General features: G+C 74.3%; 14 protein-coding genes. 4 read left to right on the top strand and 10 right to left on the bottom strand.

What is annotated here, in order from left to right; translation table 11 throughout:
* Positions 1–542 precede the first annotated feature (542 nt).
* Positions 543–1547: a stage II sporulation protein M gene (locus ACFC1F_RS29825; protein WP_209417319.1), complete on the bottom strand. Its 1005-nt coding sequence runs from the start codon at positions 1545–1547 to the stop codon at positions 543–545.
* Between the two features lie 360 nt (positions 1548–1907).
* Between ACFC1F_RS29825 and ACFC1F_RS29820 the strand changes: the two genes are divergently transcribed.
* Positions 1908–2921, top strand: coding sequence for an RDD family protein (locus ACFC1F_RS29820; RefSeq protein ID WP_376162907.1), 1014 nt, complete (start codon positions 1908–1910; stop codon positions 2919–2921).
* 52 nt (positions 2922–2973) lie between these two features.
* On the opposite strand, the gene ACFC1F_RS29815 is transcribed toward ACFC1F_RS29820, so the two are convergent.
* Positions 2974–3609 (bottom strand): hypothetical protein, encoded by a 636-nt coding sequence (locus ACFC1F_RS29815; protein ID WP_194235801.1) that lies wholly within the window; start codon positions 3607–3609, stop codon positions 2974–2976.
* A gap of 115 nt (positions 3610–3724) precedes the next feature.
* Here ACFC1F_RS29815 and ACFC1F_RS29810 point away from each other — a divergent pair, with 115 nt between their 5' ends.
* Positions 3725–4252 (top strand): SigE family RNA polymerase sigma factor, encoded by a 528-nt coding sequence (locus ACFC1F_RS29810; protein ID WP_376162905.1) that lies wholly within the window; start codon positions 3725–3727, stop codon positions 4250–4252.
* Positions 4249–5394 carry a hypothetical protein gene (locus tag ACFC1F_RS29805; protein ID WP_376162903.1) on the top strand — a complete coding sequence of 382 codons (1146 nt, stop codon included), beginning with the start codon at positions 4249–4251 and terminating at the stop codon, positions 5392–5394. Before ACFC1F_RS29810 ends, ACFC1F_RS29805 begins: the two co-directional genes overlap by 4 nt.
* Positions 5395–5458: 64 nt before the next feature.
* On the opposite strand, the gene ahcY is transcribed toward ACFC1F_RS29805, so the two are convergent.
* The 6 genes from ahcY to ACFC1F_RS29775 all read right to left on the bottom strand — a co-directional run bounded on the left by ahcY (position 5459) and on the right by ACFC1F_RS29775 (position 11886).
* A complete protein-coding gene (gene ahcY / locus ACFC1F_RS29800) occupies positions 5459–6907 on the bottom strand; it encodes an adenosylhomocysteinase (RefSeq protein ID WP_148644577.1) in 1449 nt (482 codons plus the stop codon).
* A gap of 305 nt (positions 6908–7212) precedes the next feature.
* Positions 7213–8187, bottom strand: coding sequence for a cation diffusion facilitator family transporter (locus tag ACFC1F_RS29795; RefSeq protein WP_209417314.1), 975 nt, complete (start codon positions 8185–8187; stop codon positions 7213–7215).
* A gap of 86 nt (positions 8188–8273) precedes the next feature.
* The gene (locus ACFC1F_RS29790; RefSeq protein ID WP_376162900.1) at positions 8274–9548 is read right to left on the bottom strand and encodes an SIS domain-containing protein; all 1275 of its coding nucleotides are present in this window, start codon (positions 9546–9548) and stop codon (positions 8274–8276) included.
* Between the two features lie 71 nt (positions 9549–9619).
* Positions 9620–9802 (bottom strand): Trm112 family protein, encoded by a 183-nt coding sequence (locus ACFC1F_RS29785; protein ID WP_148644574.1) that lies wholly within the window; start codon positions 9800–9802, stop codon positions 9620–9622.
* A 171-nt stretch (positions 9803–9973) separates the two neighbouring features.
* Entirely contained in the window at positions 9974–11407 is a 1434-nt protein-coding gene (locus tag ACFC1F_RS29780) for a phosphomannomutase/phosphoglucomutase (RefSeq protein WP_209417312.1), read from the bottom strand.
* Between the two features lie 113 nt (positions 11408–11520).
* The gene (locus ACFC1F_RS29775) at positions 11521–11886 is read right to left on the bottom strand and encodes a DUF3499 domain-containing protein (RefSeq protein ID WP_209417311.1); all 366 of its coding nucleotides are present in this window, start codon (positions 11884–11886) and stop codon (positions 11521–11523) included.
* Between the two features lie 240 nt (positions 11887–12126).
* On the opposite strand from ACFC1F_RS29775, the gene ACFC1F_RS29770 reads away from it, so the two are divergent.
* Positions 12127–12579: a metallopeptidase family protein gene (locus ACFC1F_RS29770; RefSeq protein ID WP_148644571.1), complete on the top strand. Its 453-nt coding sequence runs from the start codon at positions 12127–12129 to the stop codon at positions 12577–12579.
* Positions 12580–12642: 63 nt separating this feature from the next.
* Here ACFC1F_RS29770 and ACFC1F_RS29765 read toward each other — a convergent pair whose 3' ends face one another.
* Together ACFC1F_RS29765 and ACFC1F_RS29760 are read right to left on the bottom strand one after the other, a co-directional pair.
* The gene (locus ACFC1F_RS29765) at positions 12643–14340 is read right to left on the bottom strand and encodes a DUF5719 family protein (RefSeq protein WP_376162897.1); all 1698 of its coding nucleotides are present in this window, start codon (positions 14338–14340) and stop codon (positions 12643–12645) included.
* Positions 14341–14346: 6 nt separating this feature from the next.
* A complete protein-coding gene (locus tag ACFC1F_RS29760) occupies positions 14347–18228 on the bottom strand; it encodes a glycosyltransferase (protein WP_376162895.1) in 3882 nt (1293 codons plus the stop codon).
* Positions 18229–18381 lie beyond the last annotated feature (153 nt).

The following is an 18381-nucleotide window of genomic DNA, read 5'->3' as shown; positions in this document are numbered from 1 at the left end:
CCGCGTTGAGCGGCACGGCAACCACCGGAATAGGGCGGCCCCGCGCACTGCGTCCTCGCTGTGTTATTTCAAAAGGAATCTCCAACCCCGGAACAAGTCCGAGGCCGGGGATGTCAACATATCTGGCGTTGACTTTTGGCACGCTGTTGAGTTCTCAAGGAACGGACACTTCCTTCGGTCCGCCTTCCAGCGGGCCCTCCGGGCGCTTCGTTCTTTCGTGTTCCCAGCTTATCAGATCCTCGCGGCCGTTCTTACCGGCGTTTGTTTCTCTGAATTCCCGCTGGGGGGATTTCCTGCAACTTCGCTCCGAAGCTTATCAAAGCCTTCGGTGTGCTCAGTTCCGGGATTTACCTCGTCGGAGGGCGCGTATTCGTGAAACACGCTCGCCTCGATTTGGCGCTGTCGTAGACACTAGCGCCTGAGTCAGGTCGTTGTCCAACCTGTCCCAACCGTTCAAATCTACTAGCCCACCCCAACCACGTCAATGGTTTTGCTGGGATGCGAGAAGAGTACCAGGTCAGAGACCTGTGGATCACATCGGCTCAGGCCGCGACCGGCTGAAGGTCCGCCCGGTCGGCCGCATCCAGGTCCCCGGTCTCGCCGCCCTCGGCGGCCTTGCGGCCCAGAACGAGGGCGTAGAGCAGGAACGCCACCTCGGCCAGCACGCCGATCGAGATGCGGGCCCAGGTGGGCAGGCCGGACGGGGTGACGAAGGCCTCCAGAACACCCGAGACGGCCAGCACGGTCGCGAGGCCGATCCCCATGCCGATGATGGCGCGGCCCTGTTCCGCCAGAGCGGTGCCGCGCGTGCGCGGCCCGGGGTCGATGATCGTCCAGCCGAGCCGCAGGCCGAGGCCACCGGCCACGAAGACCGCGGTCAGCTCCAGCAGACCGTGCGGGATGAGCAGGCCGAGGAAGATGTCCAGCCGGCCCGCGGAGGCCATCAGCCCCACGCCGAGCCCCAGGTTGAGGACGTTGGTCCACAGCACGTAGAGCACGGGGATGCCCAGGGCGATGCCGTAGAGAAGGCACTGCACCGCGATCCAGGCGTTGTTCGTCCAGACCTGGGCCGCGAACGAGCTGGCGGGGCGGTCCGAGTAGTACGCCTCGTACTCGCCGCCGGGCCTGGTCATCTCGCGGATCGTCTCCGGCGTGGCCAGGCTGTTCCGGACCTCCGGGTGGGTCGCCACCCACCAGGCGACGAGAGCGGTGCCGAGCAGGGAGAGGACCGCGATCGGCAGCCACCAGCGGCGCGAACGGTAGAGCGCGGCCGGGAAGCTCACGGTGTAGTAGCGCGCGACGTCCCGCCACCCGCTGCTGCGGCTGCCGGTGACCGCGTCCCGCGCGCGGGAGACCAGGCTGGTGAGCCGGCCTTCCAGGGTGGGGTCGGGCGCGGCGGCCTGGACCTTGGCCAGGTGGCCGGTCACGCGCTGGTAGAGGGTGACCAGTTCGTCCGCCTCCTCACCACTGAGCCGGCGGGTCCGGGCGAGGGCGTCCAGCCGTGCCCACTCCCCCTGGTGGGTGGCGACGAAGACGTCCAGGTCCATTCGGCAGCTCCATGGTCGGCGCGGGGCGCGCGGGCAGGCGGGTGCGGACAGGTGCGCCCAGCATGCCAGGGAGGGGGAGGCAGCCGGGCGGCCGGGACCGCCCTTCGCCGAGGGCTCTCCCGTGGACTTCCCGGCGGCCTTCCCGACGGCCTTCCCGGCAGCATCCCTGAGGGCATGTCCGAGGACTGCTCCGAGGGCCCGTCCGAGCGCCGCTCCGGCGGCCAGGGGCCTCCCTTCCCGAGTGGCCGCGCCGCCCCGTATGTTGACGACTGCAGATCACGGGATCGTGGGGGCCGATCCGACGAACGCTCCCTCCCCGGATCTCGGACCATGAACCACCGACGGGAACGGACGGGTGTCTTGAGCGACCTGGTGACGGGTGAGGCGGTCGTCCTCGGCCTGCGCACGGCGAAGCTTCCGAGCCGGGCGCTGGCGATCGCGCTGGACCTGGCCGTGCAGGGCGCCGCGCTCCTCGTGTCCTCCCTGGTGCTGAGCTTCGCCCTTGTGGACCTCGACTCCGCCGCCCTTGCCGCCCTGATGCTCGGGCTCGTGGTCTTCTTCCTGGTGGCCGTGCCCGTCATGGTCGAGACCTTCACCCGCGGCCGTTCCCTCGGAAAGGCCGCCCTCGGTCTGCGGGTGGTGCGCACGGACGGCGGTCCGGTGCGGTTCCGGCACGCCCTGGTGCGCGGGCTGGTCGGCTTCTTCGAGCTGATCGTGCTGAGCGGCGTTCCGGCGACGATCTGCTCGGTGGTCTCGGCGGACGGCAAGCGGCTCGGCGACGTCTTCGCGGGGACCCTGGTGGTCCGCGAGCGGGTCCCGGGCGGCAGCGGCGGCGCCGTGGTGAACCCGCTCCCGCCGGTGCCCCCGCAGCTGTTGCAGGCGATCGGCGGCGAGCTGGTCGCGCTGGACCTCTCCGCCGTGCCGGAGCCACTCTGGCTGGCCATCCGCCAGCTGCTCGGCCGGGTCGGCCAGCTGGACCCGGCGGTGGCGCACCAGATGTCCGCCCGTCTGGCCGACGACCTCGCGGCCCGCACCGGCCACCCGGTCCCGTACGGGCTGCACCCGGCCGCCTACCTCGGAGCGGTTCTGACCGAGCGCCAGCGGCGCGAGTGGACCAGGGCGCAGGGCTACGCGTTCCAGCAGCAGGCGCAGGCCCACGCTCAAGCCCAGGCCCAGGCCCAGTTCCATCCCCACGCCCCGCTCCAGCCTCAGCCGCAGCCCCACCTGCCGACCCCGCCGACCGCCGCGACCCCCGCCCCGGGCACCCCGGCCCCGGCCGCAGCGCCGCCGGCCGCCCAGGCCGCCCCCGCCGTGCAGCCCCCCGCGGCCCAGCCCGTGCAGGCCCCCGCCACCGGCTTCGCCCCGCCCGCCTGACGCCGCTCCGCCCGGCGTGCCCCGCGCCGCCGCGGCGCCACGCCCCCGCGCGCTACCCCCCGAACTCCACCGGCCAGGCGTTCGGCGGCGACTCCAGCTCCTCCAGTTCCACCCCGGCCGCGGCCAGCACCACGTCCCCGGCCAGGTGCACCACCTGCTGCTCGCCCGTCTCCAGGTCCGCCACCTGGTACCGCTCGACCAGCAGTGGGCCGGAGTCCGTCTCGTGGGTGTCCACGCCCTCCAGCAGCCAGCCCTGGTCGAAGGTGCGCGGTGCCAGCACCGGCTCGGTGAACGCGACCAGCCGGACCTTCGCGCTCGCGCCCTCCCGCAACCGCAGCAGCCGCGCGGTGGCGACCAGGAAGGCCGGCGAGCGACCGGCGAAACCGTGGGCCCGGTCGTGTCCCTCGACCGTGTGCTCCCCGCCCGGGTCGGCCGCGTCGGTGCGCACCCAGGCCACCCCGTCGACGGCCCCGCCGCGGACCTGCCAGCCGCCCGCGCGCAGCTCCATCCGCAGCGGCCTCGCCCGCGAGTCGAGCGTCAGGTCGACCGTGCCGAGCACCTGGCCCCCGGGGCCGTACGTCTTGGAGACGTACCGCCAGCCGGCCGGGCCGGGCGCGCAGCTGAAGCGCTCTTCGCCGAGCAGCACGTGGTCATGGGTGTCGTGGAGCGAGTACCGGCCGTTGGGCATGCCCCGAAGCCTATGCCGCAGCGTCCGGCCAACCCGCATGCAACCTCGCGGGCGGCGCCCGCATCAGGGAGGCAGGCGGCACGGCGAACGTGCCGCGGGAAAGGAGTGCCCATCGATGGCGAAGCAGCAACGCGACGCCGAGTTCACGGAGTTCGTCGCCTCCAGGGCGGCGTGGCTCCGCAAGGTGGCCTACCTGCTCTGCACCGACTGGCACCGCGCCGACGACCTGGTGCAGGAGACCGTCACCAAGCTGTACGTGCACTGGAACCGGGTGTCCGGGGCGGAGAACACGGACGGCTACGCCAGGACCGTCCTGGTGAACACCTTCCTCGCCGAGCAGCGCTCCCCCTGGGGGCGGTGGACCGCCCGCCGCCGTGACGACGGGGCGCTGCCGGAGGCCGCCGTCTCGGCGCACGACCTGGACGCCTCGGTCGACCTCCGGACGGCCCTCGCCGCACTTCCGCCCCGGCAACGGGCCACTGTGGTGCTCCGCTACTACTGCGACCTCACGGTCGAGCAGACGGCGGAGGCCATGGACTGCTCGACCGGCAACGTCAAGAGCCAGACCTCCCGGGGGCTCGCCGCGCTGCGCCGCCTCCTCGAACTGCGGCCGGCCGTGCCGGCGGAAAGGACCGCCTCGTGAACGACCACTCCGCCCCGGACCACACCGACCCGGGCCTCACCGACCCGACCGAGGCCCGGCTGGCCGCGGAACTCGCGGCACTGGCCGACGCGCCGGCTCCGGCCGCCCGGATGGACACCGCCTGGGCACTGCGCGCGGGCCGCTCCCGGCTGCGGCGCAGGCGGCTCGGGGTACTGGGCGCCGTGGCGGCGGTCGCGCTCGGCGCCACCCTGCTGAGCGCGACGCTGCCCGGCGGGCACCCGGGCCGGGGAGCGGCGGCACCCGCTGCGAGCCCGACCTCGGCCCCCAACAGCCTCCCCCCGCTCGGTCCCGACACCGGCCGCTCCCCGCTGCCGGTCGGGGCGTCCTTCGGCTGGCTGCCCGAGGGTTTCGACGGTGCGACCTACACGGTCGGCTTCAGCGGGCAGCCGACCGCGTTCCAGGCCAAGGCCTTCGGTCCCCAGCAGACCGGGCCGGACGCGCTCGCGTTCAATCGCCAGCTGATCTTCCTGACCCTCTTCGCACCCGGTGAGGTACCCACTGTCGGGAAGGCGGCGACCGGCCAGCAGCTGTACCGGGTGGACGCCGCACCGGTGCACGGGAAGCCGGCGTACTGGGTCGGCACAGGACCGGACAACCCGGCCGGACTCGGGCTGGACCGCGATCTCCGCTGGCAGACCGCCGACGGCCGCTGGGCGGAGCTGCACGGCTCCTACATGAGCGACGCCGACGACGTGCTCAACAAGCTGCACCGGGTCGCCGAGGGGGTCAACGTGGCTCCGCAGGCCGTTCCGCTGCCGTTCAAGATCCACGACGTCCCCGCCGGCTTCACGCCGTCCGGTGCGTCCTTCTCCTACGGTCCCGAGGCGTCCTCCGGCTACCCCTGGTCGGCCTCCGTCAACTACAACTCGGGAAGCGACCAGATCGCGGTCTCCGTCCAGCCCGACGTGCCCCCCGCCGCCGGGTGGGACAACCCGCCCCTGCCCGGCGCCACCCGGCAGCAACAGCCCACCTGCGTCGTCGCGTCCGGTCTCAAGCTGTGCGCGACCTCGTTCCGGGGCGAGGCCCCGTTCGCCTCGGTCGGCGGCTTCGCCGGCTGGCTGGGCCGCTTCACCTCGCTCGGCACCGACCCGGCCGCCTGGACCACCGACGTGCTCGGCTGACCGCCCCCGGACACGCCGGTGGCCGGCGCCCCCGCGAAGGGGACGCCGGCCACCGGACGGGTGCTCAGTAGCGGTACTGCTCCGGCTTGTACGGGCCCTCGACCGGGACGCCGATGTAGTCGGCCTGGTCCTTGGTCAGCGTGGTCAGCTTCACGCCCAGGGCGTCCAGGTGCAGCCGCGCGACCTTCTCGTCGAGGTGCTTCGGCAGCACGTAGACGCCGATCGGGTACTGCTCGGTCTTCGTGAACAGCTCGATCTGCGCGATCGTCTGGTTCGCGAACGAGTTCGACATCACGAACGACGGGTGGCCGGTCGCGTTGCCCAGGTTCAGCAGACGACCCTCGGACAGCATGATGATGGTGTGGCCGTCGGCGAAGCGCCACTCGTGGACCTGCGGCTTGACCTCGGTCTTCACGATGCCGGGCAGCTTGGCCAGGCCCGCGATGTCGATCTCGTTGTCGAAGTGGCCGATGTTGCCCACGATCGCCTGGTGCTTCATCTTCTCCATGTGCGAGGCAAGGATGATGTCCTTGTTGCCCGTCGTGGTGATGAAGATGTCCGCGATCGAGACGACGTCCTCCAGGGTGGTGACCTGGTAGCCGTCCATCGCCGCCTGGAGCGCGCAGATCGGGTCGATCTCGGTGATGATCACGCGGGCGCCCTGGCCGCGCAGCGACTCCGCGCAGCCCTTGCCCACGTCGCCGTAGCCGGCGACGACGGCGACCTTGCCGCCGATCAGGACGTCGGTGGCACGGTTGATGCCGTCGATCAGCGAGTGACGGCATCCGTACTTGTTGTCGAACTTCGACTTGGTGACGGCGTCGTTGACGTTGATCGCCGGGAACAGCAGCTGGCCGTCACGGTGCATCTCGTACAGGCGGTGGACACCGGTGGTGGTCTCCTCGGTCACGCCCTTGATGGTGGCGGCGACCTCGGTCCACTTGTTCGGGGTGTCCTTGAGGGTGCGGTTCAGCAGCTCCAGGATGATCCGGAACTCGTCGTTGTCCGCGGTGGACGGGTCCGGAGCGGCACCGGCCTTCTCGAACTCGACGCCCTTGTGGATCAGGAGGGTGGCGTCGCCGCCGTCGTCCAGGATCATGTTCGGGGTCTGGCCGTTCGGCCAGGTCAGCGCCTGCTCGGTGCACCACCAGTACTCGTCCAGCGTCTCGCCCTTCCAGGCGAAGACCGGCACGCCCTGCGGGTTCTCCGGGGTGCCCTCCGGGCCGACCGCGATCGCGGCGGCCGCGTGGTCCTGGGTGGAGAAGATGTTGCACGAGCACCAGCGGACCTCGGCGCCGAGGGCGGTGAGGGTCTCGATCAGCACGGCGGTCTGCACGGTCATGTGCAGCGAGCCGGTGATCCGGGCGCCGGCCAGCGGCTGCGAAGCGGCGTACTCCGCACGGATGGACATCAGGCCGGGCATCTCGTGCTCGGCCAGCTGGATCTCCTTGCGCCCGAACGGCGCCAGGGAAAGGTCGGCGACCTTGAAGTCACCGGTGATGTCGGTCGACATGCGTCTGCTCCTCGCTGATGGGGTGGGGAACGGCCAAGGTCCTCAGGGTGCGTCACAGCGCGGCGGGCCGCACGGGTGCACGGCAACGCCGGACGGGTCGGTCCGCGGTGGGACCGGCCTCCTGCTGCTCAGCACATTCCGTCGGAGGACCTCTCTCCCTCGACCGGCGCGCGCCCTGGGGCACGGGCCGCCGATCGACCGCCATCAGCAGCGACGTTCTGGCTCTGGTGACGAATCTACACCGGCGGCCCCGGGACCAGGCCCGGTACGACCGGATTCGGCCGCCGGTCCCGGTCCGGACGGGCTCAGTGCGCGCCCGGCACCGGACCGCCGGGGGTGGCGTACGGGTCGTCGCCCGCGGCCTCCTTCTCGGCGCTGTAGATGTCCGGCTCCAGGTAGATGACGCGGGCGATCGGGACGGCCCGGCGGACGCGCACCTCGGCGGCGTCGATCGCGTCGGCCACCTGCGCCGCGGTGTCCTCGGCGTTGACCGCGATCTTGGCGGCGACCAGCAGCTCCTCGGGGCCGAGGTGCATGGTGCGCATGTGGATGACGCGGGTGACGGTGTCGTGGTCCACCAGGGCGTCGCGGATCTGCGCCACCACCTCGTCGTGGGCGGACTCCCCGATCAGCAGCGACCTGGTCTCCAGCGCCAGCACGAGCGCGATGGCGATCAGCAGCAGACCGATCGACAGGGTGCCGATGCCGTCCCAGACGCCGTTCCCGGTGATCGCGGTCAGGCCGACGCCGAACAGCGCCAGCACCAGGCCGATCAGCGCGCCGGTGTCCTCCAGCAGGACGACCGGCAGCTCCGGCGCCTTGGCCCGGCGGATGTAGGCGGGCCAGCCGTGCGTGCCCTTGTCCTTGACCGCCTCGCGGAACGCCGTGAAGAACGACCAGGCCTCCAGCGCGATGGCGAGGACCAGCACGCCGACCGGCCAGTACCAGTTGTCCAGCTCGTGCGGGTGGGCGATCTTCTCGTAGCCCTCGTAGACGGCGAACATGCCACCGACGCTGAACAGCACGATCGAGACCAGGAAGGCGTAGATGTACCGCTCGCGCCCGTACCCGAAGGGGTGCTCGGGGGTGGCCCGGCGCTGCGAGCGCTTGCCGCCGACCAGCAGCAGCACCTGGTTGCCGGAGTCGGCCAGCGAGTGGACGCCCTCGGCCAGCATCGAGGAGGAGCCGGAGAACGCGAAGGCCACGAACTTGCTGACTGCGATCCCCAGGTTCGCGGACAGGGCCGCGACCAGGGCCTTGGTACCGCCTTCGGTGCTCATGCTCGGGATGGTCCCTCCGCCGGGGGCCGTACAGCCCGCGCTCAGTCGTCGTCGAGCGCATACGGTACCGGGCCGCCCGTCCGCGTTCAGGACTGTGCGGCTGCGAGCCCCAGGTAGACGGCGGCGAAGTCGGTCAGCGCGACCAGGTCGGCCAGCGCGTGCAGCGGATCGGGCCGGGCACTGGCGTACTCGGTGATCCGGACGTCGTGGGCTTCGGCCAGCCGGTGCGCGCGGGCGGCACCGAAGCTGCGCGGGCCCTCGTCGTCGGCCGGGACCTCGGCCGGGCCGGCGTCCTCCTCCGCTCCCCCGGCACCGCCGCCGGCCGCACCGGCGGGGGCCGGGACGTGCCGCAGCAGCAGCACCTGGAGGTGCAACGGGTCCGGCTCCTCGACCCGGTCGCGGAAGAAGTCGTCGGGGTCTGCCCCCGCGCCGAGCTGTCCGGTGAACATGCCGCGGTGCGCGGTGAGCACCTGCGGGAGCTGCCCGGCCAGCGCCGGACGGCCGGCCCGCTCGGCCAGCTGCGCGGCGAACCGGGTGACGGCCGCCCCCGCCACCGGGCCCTCGGCCCAGAGCAGCGGGACGGTGCCGGCCAGCCGGGCGGCCAGGCCCTTGGCCGGGTTGGTGTACGCGGCGGCGTCCGGCCGGCAGCGGACGGCGGACGCGTCCAGCAGGTCGGCGGTGGCGGCGAGCGCGTCGTACGGCAGCTGCGTGACGCCGAGCTTCTGGGTGAGCGCGAGCAGCGGGGTGAGGTGGGCCCAGAGCGCGGCCGGGTCCTCGGCCGGCAGGTCGGGCTCGGCGGCCGCCCCGGACGACGGCGCGCCGTCGTCCGGCAGGTTCGGCGGGACGTACGGCAGCGGCAGCGCGCGCACCTGGAGGGCGGCCTCGGCGAGCGGGCTGCCGGCCGGGGCGGTGACCACGATGGCGCAGCCGCGGGCGTAGGCCTGCTCGGCGAGGGCGATCAGGCCCTGCTCGCCGCCGGCGGCGGAGCTGACCACCAGCAGGTCTAGCGGCCCGGCCCAGCCGGGGAGCTGCCAGACCAGCCCGGCGGTGAAGACGGGCGGGGCGGCGGCCCGGTCGGTGCGCGGGACGTACGCGGCGTCGGCCGGCTCCAGCGGGGTGACCAGGGTGGCGGTGCCGGCCAGGGCGGCCAGGATCCCGGCCGCGGTCAGGGCGCTGCCGTGGCCGGCGACCAGCACCGCGCGCGGGCGGCCGTCGGGGCGCAGCCGGTCGACGCCGGCCGCGTCGGCGAGCCTCAGTGCGGTCCGCACCCGGGCGCCGGCACCGGCCAGGGCGAGCAGGGCTCGGTCGTGGTCGGCGCGCTGGAGGGCGGCCGGGTCGTCGAGCAGGGTGTCGTCGAGCATGCGGCGGGCCTCCGGCTGCTGGCTGGGCGCTGAGGGCTGCGGGGTCGGGGTACGGGTGTCCGCCCCAAGGATCAGGCCGGGCGGCGGGCCTCGTCCACCAGCAGCACCGGAATGCCGTCGCGGACGGGGTAGGCGAGGCCGCAGTTCTCGCCGGTGCAGAGCAGCTCGGGGTGGTCCTCGGTGCCGCCCTCGGTGAGCGCGGCCCGGCACTGCGGGCAGACCAGGATCTCCAGCAGGAAGGATTCGAGCTTCATGGCGTTCGGGCTCCCAGTCTCAGGATGGCAGGGGTCGGAGGGGTGGCACAGCAGTGCCCCGGCCGAGAGGAAACCCTACCGGCCGGGGCACCACGGGCGTGCGTCAGGCGCGTGCGCGGGGACGCGTGCGTCCGGACCGGGTCCGGGCCGCGCGCGTCCGGGCCGCGTCCGTCAGGCGCGGACGATGGCGAGGACGCCGTCGCGCAGCTCGGCCATCCTCGCCGGGTCCTTGGCCTCGACGTTGAGGCGCAGCAGCGGCTCGGTGTTGGAGGCGCGCAGGTTGAACCACCAGTCCGGGCCGGCCACGGTGAGGCCGTCCAGCTCGTCCACCGTGGTGCCTTCCAGGCCGGCGTAGGCGGCGCGGACGGCGGCCGAGCGGTCGGCCTGGTCGGCGACGGTGCTGTTGATCTCGCCGGAGGCGGCGTAGCGGTCGTACTCGGCGGTCAGCGCCGAGAGGGTGCCCGGCTGCCCGCCGAGGGCGGCCAGCACGTGCAGCGCGGCGAGCATGCCGGTGTCGGCGCGCCAGAAGTCGCGGAAGTAGTAGTGCGCGGAGTGCTCGCCGCCGAAGACGGCGTCGGTCTCGGCCATCTCCTGCTTGATGAAGGAGTGCCCGACGCGGGTGCGGACCGGCTTGCCGCCGAGCTCGCGGACCACCTCGGGGACGGTCCAGGAGGTGATCAGGTTGTGGATGATGGTCGGCTCGTCCTCGCCGGCGGCCCGGGCGCGGGCGATCTCGCGCGCGGCGACCAGGGCGGTGATCGCGGACGGGGAGACCGGCTCGCCGCGCTCGTCGACGACGAAGCAGCGGTCGGCGTCGCCGTCGAACGCCAGGCCGAGGTCGGCGCCGACCTCGCGCACCTTGGCCTGGAGGTCGACCAGGTTCTTGGGGTCGAGCGGGTTGGCCTCGTGGTTGGGGAAGGTGCCGTCCAGCTCGAAGTACATCGGGACGAGCTCGATCGGCAGGCCGTCGAAGACAGTCGGCACGGTGTGGCCGCCCATGCCGTTGCCGGCGTCGACGGCCACCTTGAGCGGGCGGATCGCGGTGAGGTCGACCAGGCCGAGGAGGTGGTCGGCGTAGCCGCGCAGGGTGTCCTGGGTGGACAGCCCGCCGGGCTTCACGTCGAGCGCCGGGACGGTGACGGTGTCGTCCTCGCCGGTCCAGGACTCGACCAGCTCGCGGATCTCGGCGAGGCCGGTGTCCTGGCCGACCGGGGCGGCGCCGGCCCGGCAGAGCTTGATGCCGTTGTACTGGGCCGGGTTGTGGCTGGCGGTGAACATCGCGCCGGGCAGGTCGAGCCGGCCGCTGGCGTAGTACAGCTGGTCGGTCGAGCAGAGGCCGATCTCGACCACGTCGGCGCCGTACGCGGCGGCGCCCTCGGCGAAGGCCCGGCTGAGCGACGGGGAGGAGGGCCGCATGTCGTGGCCGACCACGATCGCGGACGCTCCGGTGACCTGCACGAACGCGGCGCCGAAGGCGCGCGCGAGGCTCTCGTCCCACTGGTCCGGGACCACGCCTCGTACGTCGTACGCCTTCACGAGCTGCTTGAGGTCGCGCACTGCGGCTCCACCCTGGTTCTCTGTCTGATCGGCGGGCTGGTCGCCCATGGTCACGATACGTCCGAGTGCGGCACCGGTGAGTGCCCGGACAGGGGGGCAGCGTACCGGGAGGCGGCGGACGGCCGGTCCGCGGTGTGGGTGGGGGACGGCCCGGCCGGGGCTCAGTTGTCGGGCGAGCGCAGCACGCGCAGGTGCCCGCGGCGGCCGGCCTCGGTGGACTCGCCCTCGGAACCGCGCCCCTGACGGGGGGTCTGCGGACGGGCGGCCTCGCGGACGGCGTTGGCGAGCGCTTCGAGGTCGTCGCTGCTGCGGCGCAGCGGGCCGGCCTCGGCGGCGAGCCGGACCACCTCCCAGCCGCGCGGGGCGGTGAGGCGCTCGGCGTGCTCGGCGCACAGGTCGTAGCAGTGCGGCTCGGCGTAGGTCGCGAGCGGGCCGAGGACGGCGGTGGAGTCCGCGTAGACGTACGTCAGCGTCGCGACGGCCGGTCGGCCGCACGCGGTCCGCGAACAACGACGTACAGAGCTCACGAGGGTGGACGGTACAGCACTCCCCGCCGGGGAGCGAAGACCGCCTGCCCGGAGGGTGTGCCGTGTCGCGGTCCGCGCGCCTCGGAGACGGCGTCCGCCACGGTCGGCGGACGCTTCGCACGGCGCGCCCCTCCCGTGCCTCGCCAGCTCCGCCCGGCCTGGTGTGCGCCTGCCGCCGCAGGCGTTTCGGCGTCGGGGTGGTCCACTTCCGACCGTCCAAGGACTACCCTCGGCAGTGATATGGACAGCTCTGCACCGCAGTCATCGACGGGACCTTCGCGCCGCCCCCGGCACCGCGACCGGCACGGCCGGGGTCTGCGCGGCCCGCTGGCGCCTCCGCAGGTGCCGATCTCGCTCACCCGCTCCGAGTTGTTCGACGACTACGTGCGGGAGTCCGTGGAGCGCCTCGAACGGCGTTGGCCGCAGTTGATCGAGGTGGAGTTCGCCGTCCAGGAGGTGCCGCTGCACGAGGCGGACGGGCCGGACGCGGACGGCGGGGTGCCGCTGGGCCGGGTGTCGCCGGGGCAGCAGGGGCGGAAGAGTCAGATCGTGGTGTACCGGCGGCCGGTGGAGATCCGGGCGAAGTCCCGGGAGGACCGCGCTGCGCTGGTGCACGAGATCCTGATCGAGCAGGTGGCGGAGTTGCTGGGGCTGTCGCCGGACGCCATCGACCCCCGGTACGACGAGGACTGAGCCACCGACGACGAGGGGGCGGTACCCGGACTGCGGGTACCGCCCCCTCGTCGTCGCGTCGGGTCAGCGCAGTACGACGCCCGGGTCCTGGGCGGCCTGCGGGACCTTGACGCTGCTGCGGTCGTCGCGCAGCGCCTGGACGGTGAACATCGGCACGTCCTTGGTGGTGATCGCCAGCATCCGGGCGGCCGCGACCGGCCCGCCGGAGACGGTCTCCACGGTGAGCGCGAAGCTGCCGTTCAGCCCGCCGGGCTCGGGCGCCGGGATGGCGACCGTACCGCCGGCCGGCAGCTGGACGTCCTTGCTGACCGGGGTGCCGCCGCCGGTGCCGGCCGAGGCCGTGACCTTGACCGTGGCGGCTTCGCCGGTGGAGGTGAGGAAGAGCGTGCTCGCGCCGCCGCCCCGGTTGTCGGCCACGGTGGCGCGGGCGCCGACCGGGACGGTGCCGGTCAGCCAGGCCGCGTCGGACTTGCCGTTCTGGCCGGCGCGGTCGACCCGCAGGCCGGCCACGACCGGGGTGGCGTGCTTGTCGTCGCTGGGCGACAGCCGCAGGCCGGCCACCTCGTCGCGGGTGACCTTGCCGAGGTCGACGGCGGCCACCATGCCGGCCTTGACGTGGATGGACTCGTTGCCGGCCGGGGTGAACCAGCCGTTCTTGCCGGAGAGCTGGATCTTCAGGTCGGCGTCGTCCTCCGGCGGTGCCCAGACCACCAGGTGGGCACCGGCGGTGTCGGCCGGCAGGCCGGGGAGCACCTGGGTGGGCGCCGGGTCGGCCGAGGCGGGGATCCAGTCGGCGCCCTTGCTGCCGTCGGCCGCGTGCAGGGCGGCGCCGACCCGGCCGGTGCGGGCCACCACGTGCACGGCGAGGTCGGCGACCTGGCCCTTGCTGATCGTCGGCAGCAGGACGGACTGCGAGCTGCCGGGGGCGACGGTGATGCCGTTGGCCGCGTCGTTCTCGATCAGGCCCTTGTCGCCGTACAGCTTGATGTCGACGACGGCCGCGGTGTTCTCGGTGTTGACCAGGCTGACGTAGTCCGTGCGGTCGCCGGCCGTGCTGGCGCCGGCGAACCAGAAGCCGGTGCCGGCCGGGGTGCAGGTGATGCCGGACAGGCCGAGCCCGCGCTGCTCGGTGACGGTGGTGGTCTGGGTGACGGTGAAGCCGGGCGCGAGCGCGCCGGTGGCGACCGCCCCGCCGCCGGGCGCGGTGTCGCCGTTGGCCGCGGGGCCGGTCACCGGGGTGCCGGGCTTGGCCAGGGTCAGCCTCGCGTCGCTGGGCACGCCGCCCTTGGCGGGGGCGGGCGCGCCGGAGGCGGACGGCGCCGGGGTGGCCGGGGCCGCGGACGGCGTCGCCGAGGGCGCGGCGGTCGGCGGGGTGGCGGGGGCGGCCGCGTCGGAGATCCAGCCGGCCCCTGCGGCGGCGCCGTCCGCCGCGGCCGCGCCGCCGGGCGGGGTGTAGGCGGTGAGGCTGGTCGAGCCGGTCAGGCCCTGGAGCGGCTGCGGGCAGACCGCACCCGTCCGCTCGACCTGCGCCGAGGTGGCGGCGCCGCCCTGGTCGGCCCCGGCCGGTGCGGCCGGCGGGCGCAGCTCGGCGATGCCGAACACCACGGCGAGCACGGCCGCGGCGGCCAGCAGCGACTGGGTGGTCCTCGTCCCCCCGGACGACCGGGGGGCACCGGCGGGTCCGGCGGAGAACGCGGCGTCGTCCGCCTGCGGTGCGCCGTCCTGGTCCGTGGACCTCTTCTTGAACGCGGGCTTCTTCATCGCGGGTCAGCTCCCCGATCCGTGGTGGTACCGGCCCGGGCCGTTGGGGTGGTCGGGATCGTGCGGGTCCCCCGGGCTGGCCGGGTCGTAGTACGTCTCGCCCTGCGACTGCCCCGGCACCCAGGGCTGCGCACCGTCCTGCTGGTACTGGTCGTAGCCGTACTGCTGGTCCTGCCCGTACTGCTCGTAGCCCGCCTGCTCGTAGCCCGCCTGGCCGCCCTGCTGCGGGTAGGCCTGCTGCTGGTAGCCGTCGGGGCCGTACCCCTGGCCGCCGTAGGGCGCGGCCACCGGCTGCTGGGCGGCGTACGGGTCGTAGCTGTACGGGTCGGCCTGCTGGTAGCCCTGGTACGGGTCGGCGTACGGCTCGCTCTCCTGGGCCTCGGCGGCCGCGCGGACCGCCCCGGCCGGCGGGTCGCCGGCGGGCCGGGCCGGGATCGCGCCCGGCCGGCCCTCGTACACGCCGTCCCCGTCCGGCTCCCCCTCGCCGCCCTCGCGTTCGGCCATCCGGCGGGCGCGGCGGCTGCCGGGGGCGGGCGCCTGCGCCTGGGCGGCGGCGGCCAGTGCGGCGGCGGCGACCACCTCCTCGGGCAGGTCGTCGTCCTTGTTGCTGCGGCGGCCGGGCAGGGCCAGCACCAGGATGGTCAGGCCGAGCAGCAGCTGGGCCCAGACCCAGCCGGTGTGCAGCAGGCCGCCCTCACGGGTGACGACCAGCTTGCCGCCGCCGGCGGGGAGCTTGAAGCCCTGCGCCCAGCCGTCGACGGTGGTGGACTCCAGCGCGGTGCCGTCCAGGGTGGCCTTCCACTCCGGGGCGGCGGCCTCGGCGAGGCGGAGCACCCGGCCGTCGGGGCCGGCCGGGACGGTGGTGTCGAGGTCGCGCTCGCCGGACGGGACCACCACGGGGGTGGCGCCGGGGGCGGTGATCAGGGCGCGGGTCGCCGGGGTGCCGTTGACCTGCCAGAGCGAGGCGGTGCCGTCCTGGTTGGCCTTGACCAGGCCGGGGGTGGTGTCCAGGACCTCCTTGAAGGCGGTCACCGCCGGCTGGTCCACCAGCACGTAGGCGATGCCGTAGCCGGACAGCGCGCCGGCCTGGTCGGCTCCGGAGCCGGCCAGCAGGCTGCCGACCACCTTGTCCAGGCCCGCGGTGGTGCCCGTCTGCGGGTCGACCGTGGACTCGGCCTGGCCGAGCGTCAGGCCGGCGCCGCGCACCAGGGTGTAGCGGACGGAGCCGCCCTTCGGGTCGCCGGTGACGACGAGGGTGCGGGCGCGGTCGGTGGTGCCGGCCTCCTCGGCGATGAACGCCGGCACCTGGGCGGCCTGCGCCCGGTGCAGCGGGCCGTCGGCGCCGGTGACGGCCCACCAGAGGCCGGTGCCCAGCGGGGCGAGCACCGCGGCGGCCACCACCAGGGCGGCGACCGGCTGGCGCCAGCCGAAGGCGATGCCGGCCACGCGGGCGTTGGCGCCGTCGGCGCCGATCGCGGCGGCGGCCAGCAGGGCGATGCCGGCGAGCAGGGTGGCCGGGCCGGCCCAGGCGGGCACGGCCGGGCCGCCGGAGGCGGGGGTCACCGACGTGCCGGCGACCGCGACCGCGAAGACCATGGAGGCCCCGGCGGCGCCCCAGGCGGCGAGCACCGCACGGCGGCGGTCGGCGCGCAGCAGGGCGGCCAGCGCGGCGAGCACCACGCCCGCCGAGAACCAGACCGGCGGCACCCCGGCGCCGCCGGGGTTGACCAGCACCAGGCCGAGCGCACTGGCTTCGCCGCCGTGCAGACCGGGCAGGCCGGCCTCCAGCAGCAGCCGCTGCGGGTGCGAGAGCACCTGGAGCGACCAGGGCGCGAGCACCAGGACCGGCACCGCGAGGATCACCAGGACGCGCAGCCCGAGCAGGCGCAGCGCCTGCGCGCCGGAGCCGAACGCCCCGCCGCGCACCACGGCGGCGGCCAGCATGGCCAGGCAGAGCGGCACGGCCAGCGCCCAGACCAGCGGGACGAAGGCGGTGGCCAGGGTGAGGAGCAGGACGGCCATCCAGACGGGCCGCCAGCCGGGCCGGGCGCCCTTGGCGGCGCTCTCGGCGCGGATGCCGAGGCCTGCGGCGATCGCGGCGGCACGGGCCAGCGGCGGCAGCAGGACGGCCAGCACGGCGGTGCCGATCCGGCCCTGGGCGAGCGCGCCGGTGGCGGCGGGCAGCAGCGCGTAGGTGGCGCTGGCCCAGGCGCGGACCAGCTTGGAGTCGAGCAGCGGCCGGGAGACCAGGTACGAGCTGACGGCGGCGAGCGGCACCGAGAGGACGACCAGCAGGGTGACCGCGAGGTCGGCGTGGTCGAACAGCATCCAGGAGAGCACCGCGAGCACGCCGAGGTACGGCGGCGCCGCGGCGGTGGAGCCGGTGCCGATGGGGTGCCAGGCGTCCGCGTACATCGACCACAGGCCGTCGGCCCCGCCGGTGGCGGGCAGCAGCGCGCCGCCGAAGAGGTCGCCGGAGCCGAGCAGGCCGCGGCAGGCGACCAGGGCGAAGACCAGCAGGGCGGCGAAGAGCACGGGTGCCGGGCGCCGGGCCAGCTTCTTGATCAGCGCGAACTGCTCGACGACCAGGTCCTCGTTGTCCTCGTCGCCCGGCCCGGCCTCGACCGAGCCGTGCCGGCCGGCCCCGGAGTCGTCGCCGCCCCCTATGCCGAGGGAGCCGATGACGCCCTCGACGGCGAGGCGCGCGGTGGCGCCGGGCGCGGGGAAGAGCGTCCGGTCGTCGAGCGCGTCGGCGGCCCGCGACCGGGCCCGGCGCTTGCGGGCGCCCATCAGCCGCGGCAGCCGGACCAGTTCGTGGCCGAGGCCGGCCAGTTCGTCGAAGGCCTGCTTCGGGTCCTTGCCCAGCAGGTTGGTGACGACCCGCAGCAGGGTGCCGAGCACCAGCCGGAGCAGGACGTAGGGGAAGAGCGCGCCCTTGGAGTTGGCGAGCAGGGTGTAGACGGCGCCGGCCTTGTCCACCCGGTGCGGGTGGGTGGGGCCGCAGTCGATGACGCGGCGCTCGCGGCTGGCCGCCTCGGCGTGGCGCAGCACGGCGTCGGGGGCGACCACGACCCGGTGGCCCGCGGCGTTGACCCGCCAGCAGAAGTCGGTGTCGTCGCGCATCAGCGGCAGCGCCTTGTCGAAGCCGCCGAGCTCCTCGAAGACGTCGCGGCGCACCAGCATGCCGGCGGTGGAGACGGCGAGCACCGGGCGGACCTGGTCGTGCTGGCCCTGGTCCTGCTCGCGGCGGTCCAGGCCGGTCCAGCGGCGGCCGGAGCGGGCGATCGTGACGCCCACTTCGAGCAGCTGGCGGCGGTCGTACCAGCTGCGCAGCTTGGGGCCGATGACGGCGGCGCTGGGCGTGGAGTCGGCGACCTGGAGCAGCCGGCGCAGCGCGTCGGTCTGCGGCTCGCAGTCGTCGTGCAGGAGCCAGAGCCACTCGACGGGCTGGGTCTCGCGGGGTCCGCCGCGGCCGAGGTCGTCCTCGTGGCCGAGCGGGTCGCCGAAGTCGTCCCAGCCGCCGGTGACCGGGTCGTACCCGGAGGGGTCGAGCCGGTAGGGGAGGTCCTCCGGGCGCAGCGGCGGGCTGTTGAAGACGGCCTCGCCGACGGCGGTGCCGAAGCCGGCCCGGCGGCCGAGGACGATCGGGCCGCTCTCCGGGAGCCACTCGGCGAGGGTGTCGGCGAGCAGCTGCGGGGAGTTGTCGGTGGAGCCGGTGTCGACGGCGAGCACCCGCTGGACCTGGCGGTCCTGGCCGAGCAGGCCGGCCAGGGCCTGCGGAAGCCAGCGGGCGCCGTCGTGCGAGACGATCACCGCGGTGACCAGGTGGCGCGGGTAGGCGGGCGGCCTGGCAGCGGTGAAGCCGCTCTGGTGGCTGTAGACGGTCATCGAGTGCGCGGGCCCCAGTTCTCGGTGGACACAGCCGGTGAACGGCAACCGGATGGCGCACCACACTAACGGCTCCGGATGGCGCCTTTGTCCGCGGTGTCCGTGGAGAGGCCGTGCACGGGGAGTGCCGGGGAGGCCCCGCACGGGTCCCGG

Source organism: Kitasatospora sp. NPDC056181, assembly GCF_042266225.1.
Classification (GTDB): Bacteria; Actinomycetota; Actinomycetes; order Streptomycetales; family Streptomycetaceae; genus Kitasatospora.
The sequence above is the reverse complement of the archived record's forward strand: the minus strand, read 5'-3'. Positions and strand labels throughout refer to the sequence as shown.

What these genes read in the sequence shown, in the direction of transcription:
- ACFC1F_RS29825 (WP_209417319.1), bottom strand. Translation starts at nt 1,547, where the DNA reads ATGGACCTGGACGTCTTCGTCGCCACCCACCAGGGGGAGTGGGCACGG.
- ahcY (WP_148644577.1), bottom strand. Translation starts at nt 6,907, where the DNA reads ATGTCGACCGACATCACCGGTGACTTCAAGGTCGCCGACCTTTCCCTG.
- ACFC1F_RS29790 (WP_376162900.1), bottom strand. Translation starts at nt 9,548, where the DNA reads ATGCTCGACGACACCCTGCTCGACGACCCGGCCGCCCTCCAGCGCGCC.
- ACFC1F_RS29795 (WP_209417314.1), bottom strand. Translation starts at nt 8,187, where the DNA reads ATGAGCACCGAAGGCGGTACCAAGGCCCTGGTCGCGGCCCTGTCCGCG.
- ACFC1F_RS29810 (WP_376162905.1), top strand. Translation starts at nt 3,725, where the DNA reads ATGGCGAAGCAGCAACGCGACGCCGAGTTCACGGAGTTCGTCGCCTCC.
- ACFC1F_RS29760 (WP_376162895.1), bottom strand. Translation starts at nt 18,228, where the DNA reads ATGACCGTCTACAGCCACCAGAGCGGCTTCACCGCTGCCAGGCCGCCC.
- ACFC1F_RS29770 (WP_148644571.1), top strand. Translation starts at nt 12,127, where the DNA reads ATGGACAGCTCTGCACCGCAGTCATCGACGGGACCTTCGCGCCGCCCC.
- ACFC1F_RS29780 (WP_209417312.1), bottom strand. Translation starts at nt 11,407, where the DNA reads ATGGGCGACCAGCCCGCCGATCAGACAGAGAACCAGGGTGGAGCCGCA.
- ACFC1F_RS29765 (WP_376162897.1), bottom strand. Translation starts at nt 14,340, where the DNA reads ATGAAGAAGCCCGCGTTCAAGAAGAGGTCCACGGACCAGGACGGCGCA.
- ACFC1F_RS29815 (WP_194235801.1), bottom strand. Translation starts at nt 3,609, where the DNA reads ATGCCCAACGGCCGGTACTCGCTCCACGACACCCATGACCACGTGCTG.
- ACFC1F_RS29785 (WP_148644574.1), bottom strand. Translation starts at nt 9,802, where the DNA reads ATGAAGCTCGAATCCTTCCTGCTGGAGATCCTGGTCTGCCCGCAGTGC.